12 protein-coding genes are annotated in these 13,542 nt (G+C 62.4%); all 12 read left to right on the top strand.

From position 1 onward, the window contains the following. Nucleotides 1-10: 10 nt before the first annotated feature. The 12 genes from BLQ09_RS14180 (at nt 11) to BLQ09_RS14115 (ending at nt 13,538) form a co-directional block, all read left to right on the top strand. Nucleotides 11-283, top strand: a complete 273-nt coding sequence (locus BLQ09_RS14180; RefSeq protein ID WP_027607297.1) for a DUF2160 domain-containing protein — start codon at nt 11-13, stop codon at nt 281-283. Between the two features lie 32 nt (nt 284-315). Further along, complete coding sequence (locus BLQ09_RS14175; protein ID WP_092357432.1) at nt 316-2,058, top strand: ABC transporter substrate-binding protein; 1,743 nt, start codon at nt 316-318, stop codon at nt 2,056-2,058. Nucleotides 2,059-3,335: 1,277 nt separating this feature from the next. Continuing rightward, complete coding sequence (locus tag BLQ09_RS14160) at nt 3,336-4,544, top strand: methyl-accepting chemotaxis protein (RefSeq protein ID WP_043293725.1); 1,209 nt, start codon at nt 3,336-3,338, stop codon at nt 4,542-4,544. Nucleotides 4,545-4,553: 9 nt separating this feature from the next. Next, entirely contained in the window at nt 4,554-4,922 is a 369-nt protein-coding gene (locus tag BLQ09_RS14155; protein WP_027607294.1) for a response regulator, read from the top strand. 22 nt (nt 4,923-4,944) lie between these two features. After that, nucleotides 4,945-5,232 (top strand): STAS domain-containing protein, encoded by a 288-nt coding sequence (locus BLQ09_RS14150; RefSeq protein WP_092357428.1) that lies wholly within the window; start codon nt 4,945-4,947, stop codon nt 5,230-5,232. A gap of 40 nt (nt 5,233-5,272) precedes the next feature. After that, complete coding sequence (locus BLQ09_RS14145; protein WP_092357426.1) at nt 5,273-7,309, top strand: chemotaxis protein CheA; 2,037 nt, start codon at nt 5,273-5,275, stop codon at nt 7,307-7,309. A gap of 29 nt (nt 7,310-7,338) precedes the next feature. Beyond that, entirely contained in the window at nt 7,339-8,997 is a 1,659-nt protein-coding gene (locus BLQ09_RS14140) for a methyl-accepting chemotaxis protein (RefSeq protein ID WP_092357424.1), read from the top strand. A gap of 36 nt (nt 8,998-9,033) precedes the next feature. After that, entirely contained in the window at nt 9,034-9,573 is a 540-nt protein-coding gene (locus BLQ09_RS14135; RefSeq protein ID WP_027607290.1) for a chemotaxis protein CheW, read from the top strand. Between the two features lie 9 nt (nt 9,574-9,582). Beyond that, nucleotides 9,583-10,392, top strand: coding sequence for a CheR family methyltransferase (locus BLQ09_RS14130; RefSeq protein ID WP_065924564.1), 810 nt, complete (start codon nt 9,583-9,585; stop codon nt 10,390-10,392). After that, a complete protein-coding gene (gene cheD / locus BLQ09_RS14125) occupies nt 10,389-10,919 on the top strand; it encodes a chemoreceptor glutamine deamidase CheD (protein ID WP_027607288.1) in 531 nt (176 codons plus the stop codon). Before BLQ09_RS14130 ends, cheD begins: the two co-directional genes overlap by 4 nt. Continuing rightward, nucleotides 10,882-11,964 carry a protein-glutamate methylesterase/protein-glutamine glutaminase gene (locus tag BLQ09_RS14120; protein WP_027607287.1) on the top strand — a complete coding sequence of 361 codons (1,083 nt, stop codon included), beginning with the start codon at nt 10,882-10,884 and terminating at the stop codon, nt 11,962-11,964. Before cheD ends, BLQ09_RS14120 begins: the two co-directional genes overlap by 38 nt. A gap of 200 nt (nt 11,965-12,164) precedes the next feature. Next, nucleotides 12,165-13,538 (top strand): iron-containing redox enzyme family protein, encoded by a 1,374-nt coding sequence (locus BLQ09_RS14115; protein WP_092357422.1) that lies wholly within the window; start codon nt 12,165-12,167, stop codon nt 13,536-13,538. Nucleotides 13,539-13,542 lie beyond the last annotated feature (4 nt).

The following is a 13,542-nucleotide window of genomic DNA, read 5'->3' as shown; positions in this document are numbered from 1 at the left end:
GGAGTCGATGATGGAATGGATGGCCTGGACCACCCCTACTGCACTGTTCTTTGGCGGCATTGCCCTGATTCTGGCGGGCATGACCACCTGGGAGCTGCGCTCGCCGAGCATCCCGCGGCGCGGCGTCCTGCCGATCAGCACCACCCGTGGTGATCGCTTGTTTATCGGTCTTCTCGGCAGCGCCTACCTGCATTTGCTGGTGATCGGCGTTACCGACTGGAGCATCTGGGTAGCGTCCGCGCTCTCCCTGGTATGGCTGTTGAGTGTGATGCGTTGGGGCTAGTGCCCTTATGAATAAACAACCAGGAGGTCTCTATGTTGAATAAGAACAATAAGCTGCGACATAGCATTTCATTGGCCGCCGTACTGGCCCTCAGCGGTTTGAGCGCTTCGGCCTGGGCTGATGCGTATGAAGATGCGGCGAAGAAATGGATCGGCAGCGAGTTCAAGCCGTCGACCCTCACGGCCGACCAGCAGCTTGAGGAGTTGAAGTGGTTTATCAAGGCCGCCGAACCGTTCCGTGGGATGAAAATCAACGTGGTATCGGAAACCCTCACCACCCACGAGTACGAATCCAAGGTACTGGCCAAGGCCTTCAGCGAAATCACCGGCATCAAGCTGACCCACGACCTGCTGCAGGAAGGCGACGTGGTGGAGAAACTGCAAACCCAGATGCAGTCCGACAAGAATATCTATGACGGCTGGGTCAACGATTCCGACTTGATCGGTACGCACTTTCGCTATGGCAAGACCGAATCCATCACCGACCTGATGGCCAACGAAGGCAAGGCCTTCACCTCGCCAACCCTGGATATCAAGGACTTTATCGGCATCTCCTTCACCACCGCGCCGGACGGCAAGATCTATCAGCTGCCCGACCAGCAATTCGCCAACCTCTACTGGTTCCGCGCCGACTGGTTCGAGCGGCCGGAACTGAAAGCCAAGTTCAAGGAAAAATACGGCTATGAACTCGGCGTGCCGGTGAACTGGTCGGCCTATGAAGACATCGCCAGATTCTTCAGCGAAGACGTCAAGGAAATCGACGGCAAGCGCATCTATGGGCACATGGACTACGGCAAGAAAGACCCGTCCCTGGGCTGGCGCTTCACCGATGCCTGGTTCTCCATGGCCGGCGGCGGCGACAAGGGCCTGCCCAACGGTTTGCCGGTGGACGAGTGGGGCATCCGCGTGGAGGACTGCCACCCGGTGGGCTCCAGCGTCACCCGTGGCGGCGACACCAACGGCCCGGCGGCGGTGTTCGCCACGCAGAAATACGTGGACTGGATGAAAGCCTATGCGCCACCGGAAGCGGCGGGCATGACCTTCTCCGAATCCGGCCCGGTGCCGTCCCAGGGCAACATCGCCCAGCAGATCTTCTGGTACACCGCGTTTACCGCCGACATGACCAAGCCGGGCCTGCCGGTGGTGAATGCCGACGGCACGCCGAAATGGCGCATGGCGCCGTCGCCGGTCGGGCCGTATTGGGAAAAAGGCATGAAGAAGGGGTACCAGGACGTGGGTTCCTGGACCTTCCTCAAGTCCACCCCGGAGAAACAGAAACTCGCGGCCTGGCTCTACGCGCAGTTCGTCACCTCGAAAACCGTGTCCCTGAAGAAAACCATCGTTGGCCTGACGCCGATTCGTGAGTCCGACATCAACTCCCAGGCCATGACCGACATGGCGCCGAAACTCGGTGGCCTGGTGGAGTTCTACCGCAGCCCGGCGCGGGTCGAGTGGACCCCGACCGGTACCAACGTGCCGGACTACCCACGTCTGGCGCAACTGTGGTGGAGCAATATCGCCGCCGCCGCCAGCGGCGAGAAAACCCCGCAACAGGCCCTCGACAACCTGGCCAAGGAGCAGGACGCGATCATGACGCGCCTGGAGCGCTCCAAGGTGCAACCGGTGTGCGGCCCGAAAATGAACCCCGAGCGTGACGCGCAATACTGGTTCGACCAGCCGGGCGCGCCGAAACCGAAACTGGCCAACGAGAAACCGAAAGGCGAGACCGTGGCCTATGGCGATCTGCTCAAGCAGTGGGAGGCAGCGCGTAAGTAAACGTGCCGGGGCGTCGAACACAAAACGGCACCCAGGTGCCGTTTTGTTTTGGTGCAAACATAAAGGCGCAGCTCTGTGACCGATGACGCGCGGTGGTCAGGTAATCCTGAGTATGGGTGTCTACACAATTTTCATTGGTCTGTGGCGAGGAAGCTTGCTTCCGTGGCGGCCTTCGGGCCGACCATGTATTTGGAGTTGACCGAGTACATATCCGTTGCTGCGGTCACGGCTGCCTACGGTTCCGCTCTTACAGCGGGTCACTTTTGGAAAGACCCAAAAGTAACCAAAAGGTCTTCGCCCCAACACTCGGCACCTCGCCTAGGCTCGGTGTGCCCTCACTCCGGCTTTGGAGCGTGGGCCGCCGCGATGGGCCATCCCTGGCCCAGCGCGGCTAACCCGGCGTCCTGCCGGGTTACCCACGCTCCAAAGCCTGCGTTCGGCCAGCGTGTTTGACGGGGCGATTTGAGATCAAAAGCCGAAGCGCGGCGGCCTTAGAGCCGACCGGAGTTGGGTCTGGTGTACTCGGTTAAAAATGTGGGAGGGGCGGTGCGACGATTCGACTTGCCCCCGATAGCGCCGGGTCAGTTAAAAAATAAGTGACTGACACTCCCTCATCGGGGGCAAGTCGAATCGTCGCACCGCCCCTCCCACATTTGGATCTCCACATATCAGCTAGAACTCGGTCTGCTTTTGCTCTGCTTTTGCTCTGGCTTTTGATCTTGATCCTAGGCGCCCCGTTAACCACGCTGGCCGAACGCAGGCTTGAATCCGTGGGTAACCCGGCAGGACGCCGGGTTAGCCGTCCTGGGCCAGGGATGGCCGATGACGGCGGCCCACGGATTCAAGCCTGCGTTCGGGCATACCGAGCCTAGGCGAGGTACCGAGTGGTGGGGCAAGAGCCCTTTGGTTACTTTGGGGCTTTTCCAAAGTGACCCGCCGTAAGGGCGGAACCGTAGGCAGCCGTGACCGCAGCAACGGATATGTACTCGGTCAAACCCAACGACATGGTCGGCCCGAAGGCCGCCACGGAACCAACCGCCCTCACCACAAAGAGATTTTTCAGCCTGAAAGACAGACTCGCTAGCCAGCGCTTGCGACAACCCCCTGTTCGGTAAACCACCGCTGATCCTTCAGGAACAAGAATCCAGAACTGACCGATCTGTCACCCTGCGGTCATAAACCAGACGGAAGGCACTCAAGTCGCCTCAAGTTGCAAGTTACAGCGCAGATAACAACTATGTCACTTACATCCGCAACAACGTTCAAGGATCGAACTCATGCCCCAGCGCCAATCCAGCCGCCTGCCTCTTCCCGTTTATCCGCGTTTTCGCTGGTTCGCTTTGATCCCGGTCGTGCCCGCCGTGTTGTGGATACTTGTGCAATCAACCTCGCCGGCCAATCTGCTGGCTTGCACGGTACTGGTGCTGATCGGCCTCGGTGCCTGTGCCTGGAGTGCGAGTTCGCAGCGCAACGCAATGCAGCAAGCGCTTGCACAGGCGGATCAGTCAGATGCGCACGCGGCGCACGACGGCATGGCCTCCCGTGCCCAGCTCGATGAGGTATTGCTGGGCGCCATGCCCATCTGGGCCAAGCAGGTGGAAAGCTCGCGCCATCAGACCGAAGAAGCGATCGTGAGCCTGGCCAACCGTTTCACCGGGATCGCCGCACGCTTGCAGGAAACGGTACAAGCCTCGCAGCACGCGGCCGGCGAACTGGACGGGCAGGCCGCCGACGGTGCGCTTGAGGTGCTGGCACGCAGTGACAGCGAGCTGAGCCAGGTGATCAATTCGCTCAAGGCCACCCAAACCAGCCGTGACCAGACCCTGGCCCAGGTCCGCAGCCTGACCGCCTACACCGGCGAACTGCGGACCATGGCCGCCGATGTGGCGGCGATCGCCGCGCAAACCAACCTGCTGGCCCTCAACGCCGCCATCGAGGCGGCGCGTGCCGGTGAGGCCGGGCGCGGTTTTGCGGTGGTGGCCGACGCGGTGCGCAGCCTGTCGAGCAAATCCAGTGAAACCGGCCAGCAGATGTCGGCCAAGGTCGACATCATCAACAACGCCATTACGCAATTGGTCCAGGCCGCGTCCAGCAGTGCCGACCAGGACAGCCATTCGGTGGCCGAGTCCGAAAACAGTATTCAAGTGGTGCTCGAACGCTTCCAGAACATCACCGGGCGCCTGGCCGAGTCCGCCGACCTGCTCAAGCAGGAAAGCTACGGCATCCGGGATGAGATGACCGAAGTGCTGGTCAACCTGCAATTCCAGGACCGGGTCAGCCAGATCCTCAGCCACGTGCGCGACAACATGCAGGCCCTGCATGAGCACCTCCTGCAGGCCAGCCAGGCCCCTGACCAGCCGGTGGCCGTCGACGCCCGCCAATGGCTGGCGCGCATGGAAGCCACCTATGCCACCGACGAGCAACGCCGCCTCCATCATGGAGAGGCGGCCGTGCAGCAGAATTCTCAAGACATCACCTTCTTTTAGGAGTACATCATGGCGAAGAGTGTATTAGTGGTCGACGACTCCAGCAGCGTGCGGCAAGTGGTCGGCATAGCCTTGAAAAGCGCCGGTTACGACGTCATCGAGGCCAGCGACGGCAAGGATGCCCTGGGCAAGCTGACCGGGCAGAAAGTGCACCTGATCATCAGCGACGTGAACATGCCCAACATGGACGGCATCACCTTCGTCAAGGAGGTCAAGAAGCTGGCCAACTACAAGTTCACCCCGATCATCATGCTCACCACCGAGTCCCAGGAGTCGAAAAAGGCCGAGGGCCAGGCCGCTGGCGCCAAGGCCTGGGTGGTCAAGCCGTTCCAGCCTGCGCAGATGTTGGCAGCTGTGTCTAAACTGATCCTGCCTTGACCCCGGCGCCAGGGAGGCTCCCATGCCGATTACCACTGAAACACTCGACGACACGGCCCACGTGCGCATTGACGGCGAGCTTACGATCTACACCGTAGCGGAATTGGCGGCGGCGCTGCTGCAGCAGATGGGCGCGGCACCCCGCCTGGAGCTGGACCTGTCTGAGGTCACGGAAATGGATGGCGCCGGCTTGCAGTTGCTCGCGGTCATCCGGCGTGAGGCCGGTAATGCCGGCATAGCCTTGAGCGTGACCGGCCAGAGCCAGGCGGTCACGCAGGCGCTCCAACTGTGTCGCAGCGCGGCCTCATAGCCGCGCTTCCCAGGTTTTTTGATCGACAAGGAAAGTCACGGTGAGCATCAATCTCGATCAGGCACAACAGACATTCATCGTTGAGGCGCGCGAGCTGTTGCAGGCCATGGAGCAATCCCTGCTGCAATTGGAAAGCGAGCCCGGCGACCAGGATGCCATCGGCGCGATTTTCCGCGCCGCGCACACCATCAAGGGTTCGGCGGGCCTTTTCGGCCTGGCGTCGATCGTCGGGTTCACCCATATCGTCGAAGACGTGCTTGACCGCCTGCGCGAAGGCAGTGTGGCGGTGGACGCCGCCTTGATCGCGCTGCTGCTCAAGTGCGGCGACCACATACTCGAACTGGTCGAAGTGGTCGCTGACCGCGGTGAAACGCCGACCCCTGCCGCTCTGGAGCGCGGCGAGGCATTGCGCGAGGCGCTGAGTGCCTACCAGCCGATGCGAACCGCCGTTGCCAGCGTCGAAACCGCCGAGGTGACCGACGACGTGGCGGTCGAAGTGCTTTGGCATATTTCCCTGCGCTTCGGCACGGATGTGTTCCGTAATGGCATGGACCCGCTGTCATTTCTGCGCTACCTCGAGACCTTGGGGCAGTTGATACAGGTCGCCACCCTGACCGACAGCATCCCGCCCATGGACAGCTGGGACCCGGAAAGCTGCTACCTGGGTTTCGAGATCGACCTGCGCTCGACCGCCAGCCATGCCAGCCTCAACGAGGTGTTCGATTTCGTGCGTGACGACTGTGACGTGCACATCAGTGCCGTCGATGAAGCGCCCGACAGCACCCAGGCCCCGGCGGGCGAACCGGGCACGCAGGCCGAGCCAGCCCTTGTGACGGCTGCACCGCAGCGCCTGGCGACCGGCGAAGCGAAAAGCCGCGACGGCAATTACGTGCGCGTCAACGCCGACAAACTCGACGAATTGATTAATCTGGTCGGCGAGCTGGTCATCGCCAGCGCCGGCGCGAACCTGCTGGCCCGGTCCTGTAACAACGACCCGTTGCACGAGGCCTCCTCGACAGTCTCGGGGCTGGTGGAAGAGATCCTCGATGGCGCCCTGCATTTGCGCATGATCCCCATCGGCGACACGTTCAACCGCTTTCGCCGCGTGGTGCGCGATATCAGCCAGGAGCTGGGCAAGGACATCGAACTGAGCATCAGCGGCGCGGAAACCGAACTGGACAAGACCGTGGTCGAGAAGATCGGCGACCCGCTGATGCACCTGTTGCGCAACGCCATGGACCACGGTATCGAAAGCGCCGATGCGCGGCGTGCGGCCGGCAAGTCGGCCAAGGGCCATCTGAGCCTCAATGCCTACCACGACTCGGGGAGCATCGTCATCGAGATCGCCGACGACGGCGCCGGCCTCAACCGCGATCGCATCCTGCAAAAGGCCCAGGAGCGCGGGCTGGTGGCCAGCGGTGCGGTGCTCACCGACCAGGAGATCTACAACCTGATCTTCGAAGCCGGGTTCTCCACCGCCGAGGCGGTGACCAACCTGTCCGGGCGCGGTGTCGGCATGGACGTGGTCAAGCGCAATATCACCTTGTTGCGAGGCACCGTCGACCTCGACAGCCGCCCCGGCCAGGGCACCGTGGTGCGTATTCGCTTGCCGCTGACCCTGGCGATCATCAATGGGTTCCTGGTCGGCATCGACCAATCCACCTACGTGATTCCCCTGGACATGGTCCAGGAGTGTATCGAGCTGGATGAACAGCAGCGCCAGTCCAGTCGCGACACGGGCTACCTGGACCTGCGTGGCCAGGTGTTGCCGTTGGTGCACCTGCGCGATCACTTCAGTCACGAAGGCCCCGCGTCCCGACGCCAGAATGTGGTGGTGGTGCGTTACGCCGAGCATAAGGCCGGGCTGGTGGTGGATGACCTGCTCGGCGAGTTCCAGACCGTGATCAAACCCCTGGGCAAGCTGTTCGGTGCACTGCGTGGCATCAGCGGCTCGACCATATTGGGCAGCGGCGCGGTGGCCCTGATCCTGGATGTACCGGTACTGCTCAACCAAATCGTACAACTGGAAGCCCGCACGGCCCAGGCATCTCAGTCGCCACCGGCCGTCGCTCGCTGACGCATTTGCAATTCCATGGAGGTTCCCCGATGAAATGGTTCTACGATCTTAAGATTTCCACCAAGTTGATCTGTTCATTCCTGGTGGTCCTGGTGCTCACTGGAGCCATGGGCGGCTTCGCCATACTCCAGCTCGGTGCCGTCAACCAGGCCGCCCAGGACATCAAGGGCAACTGGATGCCCTCCATGCGTGCCGCGGCAGGCATGCGTTTTTTTGCCGCCAACTATCGCTTGAAAGAGAACCGCCACATCGGCACCGAGATTGCCGAGGAAAAGGCCCAGGCCGAACGCGAAGCCGCCGACGCGCGCCAACAGTTCGAAACCCGCATGGGCACCTACGAGCAATTGCTGTCGAACGATGAAGATCGTCAACTCCTGACCAGCGTGAAAAGCGCTTGGGACGCCTACCTTGCAAGCAGCAAGCAGGTGCTTGAGTTTTCTCGCCAGAACCAGGAAGCCCAGGCGCGCGGTTTGCTCAGGGGAGAATCCAAGGGGCATTTCGATGAGGTGACGTCCCGTCTGCAGAAAATGGTCGAGCTCAATGATGCCGGCGCAACGGCCGCAGGTGACAAGGGCTCGGCGCTGTATGAAAGCGCGCGGGTGTCGATCATCGCGGTACTGGTCGCGGCCCTGTTGATCGGCCTGGGCCTGGCGATGTTCATCGCGCGGATCATTTCCCGCCCATTGCGCCAGGCCGCGAGCGCCGCCGAGCAATTGGCCGAAGGCAACCTCAACGCGCACATCGAGCCGGGCGGGAAGGATGAAACCGGCATGGTGCTCAACGCCATGCGCAACATGGTCGGCAAGCTCGCCCATATCATCGGCGAAGTGCGTAACGCCGCCGACAACCTGGCCAGCGCCTCCGAGGAGGTCAGCGCCACCGCGCAATCGATGAGCCAGGCCACCAGTGAACAGGCCGCCAGCGTCGAGGAAACCAGTGCGTCGGTCGAGCAGATGAGTGCCAGCATCAACCAGAACACCGAAAACGCCAAGGTCACCGATGGCATGGCCAGCAAGGCCGCCAAGGAAGCCACCGAGGGCGGCGAATCGGTGCAGCAGACCGTGGTGGCGATGAAGAAAATCGCCCAGCGCATCAGCATCATCGATGACATCGCCTACCAGACCAATCTGCTCGCGCTCAACGCCGCCATCGAGGCCGCTCGGGCCGGCGAGCACGGCAAGGGGTTCGCCGTGGTGGCCGCCGAAGTGCGCAAGTTGGCCGAACGCAGCCAGGTTGCCGCCCAGGAAATCGGTGAACTGTCCTCCAGCAGCGTGGACATGGCCGAGAAGGCCGGCAAGTTGCTCGACGAAATGGTGCCCTCCATCAACAAGACGTCCGACCTTGTGCAGGAAATCAGCGCCGCGTCCGAGGAACAGGCCGCCGGTGTCGCGCAGATCAACACCGCGATGACCCAGCTCAACCAGGTGACCCAGCAAAATGCCTCGAGCAGCGAGGAGCTGGCGGCCACGGCGGAAGAAATGAGCAGCCAGGCCGAGCAACTGCAACAGGCCATGAGCTTTTTCGTGCTGGATTCAGCGCCCAAGGCTGCGGTTCAAAGCAACAGCGTGGACAGCCCGGGCAGCAAGCCCAACCGTCAGGCGCCACAGCCAAAACTACCGGCGCAGCGCAAGGCGTTCGCCTACACCATGGCCAGTGCCCCGGACGAAGCGGATTTCACCCGCTTCTGATCCCACGATCAATACGGGCCTACTAGGGAGAGTGACATGGGTGCAGCAATGACGACTCGGCAGACCGCAGCAGCGGTCGACGAGGATGCGCAGTATCTGACCTTCATGCTCGGCGGCGAAATGTTCGCCATCGGCATTCTGGGGATCAAGGAAATTATCGAATACGGCAGCCTGACCGTGGTGCCGATGATGCCCGCGTTCGTACGCGGGGTGATCAACCTGCGCGGCGCGGTGGTGCCGGTGGTCGACCTGTCGGCGCGCTTTGGCCGGGCCAACTCGGCGATCACCCGGCGCTCCTGCGTGATTATCATCGAGGCGAGTACCGAAGATGGCCAGGCCCAGGACATCGGGCTGCTGGTCGATACGGTGTCTGCGGTGCGGGAGATCCCGGCGACGCAGATCGAGCCGCCACCCAACTTCGGCGCACGAATTCGCGCCGATTTCATCAGCGGCATGGCCAAGGTCGACGGCAAGTTCGTGATCGTGCTGGAGGTGGACAAGGTGCTGTCCATCGATGAGATGTCCAGCCTCGCCGAGGCCGGCCAGGCGCCGGCCCTCGACCTCGACCCGCGTTGAGACCCGACCATGGCAGACACCGTGTCCATCGATGACCATGAATTCGGTCAGTTCCAGACCTGGCTGTACCGCGCGGCGGGCATCAACCTGTCGCCGACCAAGAAAGCCCTGGTGGCCGGGCGCCTGTTCAAGCGCCTCAAGCACTATGAGCTGCACAGCTATGGTGAGTATTTCAAGCTGATCATGAATGACCAGCGCAAGGGCGAACTGCAGGTTGCGCTGGATTTGCTGACCACCAACGAAACCTATTTTTTTCGCGAGCCCAAGCACTTCGACTTCCTGCGTCAGCACGTGCTGCCCCGGGCCGCGCCGGGCAAGGTGTTTCGCGTGTGGAGCGCGGCCAGCTCCTCCGGTGAAGAACCCTACAGCCTGGCGATGACCCTGGCCGAAAGCCTCGGCAGCACGCCCTGGGAAGTGGTCGGCTCGGACATCAGCTCCCAAGTGCTGGCCAAGGCGCGCACCGGCCATTACTCCCTGGAACGCACCGAGACATTGCCCCAACCGCTGCTGGCCAAGTACTGCCTCAAGGGCATTGGTCGCCAGGAGGGCACCTTGCTGATCGACAAGGCCTTGCGTAGCCGCGTCAATTTTGTCCAGGTCAACCTTAACGAAGCGCTGCCGGCCCTGGGTGAGTTCGAGGTGATCTTCCTGCGCAACGTGATGATTTATTTCGACCAGCAGACCAAGAGCCAGGTGGTCGCGCGCCTGTTGCCGCTGCTCAAGCCGGGCGGTTACCTGATCATCAGTCACTCGGAAAGCCTCCACGGTGTCAATGACACCTTGAAGCTGGTGGCTCCGTCGATTTACCGCAAGCCATGAAAAAGCCCGTCGGTACGGCCGAAGTGGTATTGGCGCCTGGCCAGGTCAGCTTTGCGACGCGGCCGACGCGCCTGCGCACCTTGCTCGGCTCCTGCGTGGCGATCACCTTTTGGCACCCGCAACGGCTGATCGGCGGCATGTGTCACTTCATGCTGCCGGGGCGCGTGCGCGACCATCAGCCCCTGGACGGCCGATATGCCGACGAAGCCCTGGAACTGCTGCTGCGCCACGCCGAGATCAATGGTACGCATGCACAGGATTACCAGGTCAAGTTGTTCGGCGGCGGCAAGATGTTTCCCCAGCTGCGCCGCCTGCCGACGCAGGACGTGGCCAGCCTGAATATTCGCGCGGCGCTGGCCCTGGCCGAGCGCTATCACCTGCACCTGACGGCCCAGGACATGGGCAGTACCGGTTACCGCACGATCATGTTCGACCTGTGGAACGGCAACGTCTGGGTCCGGCACCAACCAATGGGAACAATTCAACAAGATGCCTACCAAAAAAATCAGTGTGCTGCTCGTCGATGATTCGGCCGTGGTGCGCCAGGTACTGCTGGCGATTCTCAGCGATACGCCGGATATCCACGTCATGGGCGCCGCCTCCGACCCGATTTTCGCCATGGATAAACTCGCCCGGGAATGGCCGGATGTTATCGTGCTGGACGTGGAAATGCCGCGCATGGACGGCATCACCTTTCTCAAGAAAATCATGAGCGAACGGCCGACGCCGGTGGTGATCTGTTCCTCGTTGACCCAGAAAGGCGCGGAAACCTCCCTGCAGGCGCTGTCGGCGGGCGCGGTGGAAATCATCACCAAGCCCACTACCGGGTTGAAGAGTTTCCTGATCGAGTCGGCGGCCGAGCTGGTGGCCGCGATCCGCGCCGCAGCGAACTCCAACGTCAGGAACCTGGGCAAGCGCAGCGCCAGCCCGGCGCCGGCACTGGCCCCGGCCAGCAAGCTCACCGCGGATGCGATCCTGCCTGCCGCCAATGGCCATGCCATGGCACAGACCACCGAGCGTATCGTCGCCATCGGCACGTCCACCGGCGGTACCCAAGCGTTGGAGGCGGTTTTGACGGCACTGCCGAGGGTGTGTCCCGGCATGGTGATCGTGCAGCACATGCCGGAAAAGTTCACCGCCTCGTTTGCCGAGCGCCTCAACAGCGTATGCGAGATCGAGGTGCGCGAAGCGCGCAACAACGACCGCATCCTGCCGGGCCTGGCCCTGATCGCGCCGGGTGGCAAGCACCTGATGGTGACCCGCAGCGGCGCCTATTATCACGCCCAGGTCATTGATGGGCCCTTGGTCAACCGGCACCGGCCATCCGTGGATGTGCTGTTTCGCTCGGTGGCCAAGTTCGCCGGCAGGAACGCCACCGGCATCATCATGACCGGCATGGGCGACGACGGCGCGCGCGGGCTCAAGGAGATGCTCGAGGCCGGAGCCGCCACGGTGGCCCAGGACGAGGCCAGTTGCGTGGTGTTCGGCATGCCCAAGGAGGCCATCAAGCTGAATGCCGCCCAGCGCATCATGGCGCTGGAGGATATCCATCAGGCGATCTTGTATAAGTGACGTCGCGCGCCGGCTTTTGCGCTGCGCCAGAATCCGCGGCGTGGGCTACTGACGACCACTGATCCGCAGCCGCACAACCCCGATTGAATTTTCCCCATGCCCGCAGGTTCTGCATTTTAGACGCGTGTGCTGTTGAGCGCGCTTGCGGGGCCTCCTTGTCGGGAGGCCTGGTTGGATCGGACTTTGCGGAAACTGCCATCATGACGCTTCTCACAGCGCTGTCGGGCCAGCCGGCCTCCATCACCCAACCGGGTCAGTACCAGTGGTTGTACCAACACCTGTATGGCGAAGCCCCTGGCGCTGAAGAGGTTGCGCGGGCGTTTCTACACACGCACTTGGCGCAGGTGCGCGACGCGCCCAGTGAGTTGCCGCAGATGCCTGAACAACTGCCGGCCTGGATCGAACAGCGCTGTGCCGACGTGGCCCAGGCCTATGCCGATTACCTGGAACAACGCCAGCAAGGCCGGCCACGTCGTTATTTCCAGAACAAGGCCCATGCGCTGTATTTCCTGCAGCGCGTGGCGCCGACCAAACAGGTCGACGGGGCCTGGCTCAATGGCCTGCTGCGCTATTGGCACGACCCGCGTTTCGACGGCCTGCTCACCACCTACCTGGAAGAGCTGGGTGACGGCGAAGCGGCGCAAAATCATGTGGTGATCTACCGCAAATTACTCAGCGAGCATGATGCCGACAGCGACGCCGGCCTTGAGGACAACCATTACCTGCAAGGCGCCCTGCAACTGGCGCTGGGCCTGTGCGCCGACGACTTCCTGCCGGAGATCATCGGTTTCAACCTCGGTTATGAGCAGTTGCCGTTGCACCTGCTGATCACCGCGTATGAGCTGAGCGAACTGGGCATCGACCCGTATTACTTCACCCTCCACGTCACCATCGACAATGCCAGCAGCGGCCACGCCTGCAAGGCGGCGCAGTCGGTGTTGAACCTGCTGCCGCTGGGGGAGGGCAGGGAGGAGTTCTATCGCCGCGTGGCCGAGGGGTATCGCCTGAATGACCTCGGCCCGGGGACCAGCGCGGTTATCCACGACTTCAACCTGAATGACGAAGTGGTCGCCATGCTTGAACGCAAGCGCACGTTCGGCCAGCACATGCATTCGGATTACTGCCGCTTCGAAGGCAAGACCGTCAACCAATGGCTGGCGCGGCCGGGGCAGATCGGCGCCTTTCTCCAGGCCCTGGAAGACAAGGGCTGGATCAAGCGCAACCAGGATCCGGCCGAGAGCCGCTTCTGGCAATTGATCGAAGGTGCGGGCGCGGCGATGTTCGGCGTGTTCAGCGGCTATGAGAAACAGCTGCTGCGCGACTGGATCGCGGGTGACTGGATCAGCGCTCAACGTGTGGCGCCCGTGCGGCCCGGACGCGGCAGCCGCTTCTCCCGCGAGCAGCATCGCCCGTCCGACCCGGACACCCAGGCGCTGGTGGATTCGCTGTGGAACCTGCCTGATGAGCAGCAGCTCCATGCGCTGATCCCGTGGCTGTCGGCGCAGCGTCACTGCACGCCCGCCGGGTTGTATGCCACTCGCCGCTTCATCCAACTGCGTGCGCGCCTGCGCTAAGGAA

Source organism: Pseudomonas sp. NFACC25 (assembly GCF_900100935.1).
GTDB lineage: Bacteria > Pseudomonadota > Gammaproteobacteria > Pseudomonadales > Pseudomonadaceae > Aquipseudomonas > Aquipseudomonas marginalis.
The sequence above is the reverse complement of the archived record's forward strand: the minus strand, read 5'-3'. Positions and strand labels throughout refer to the sequence as shown.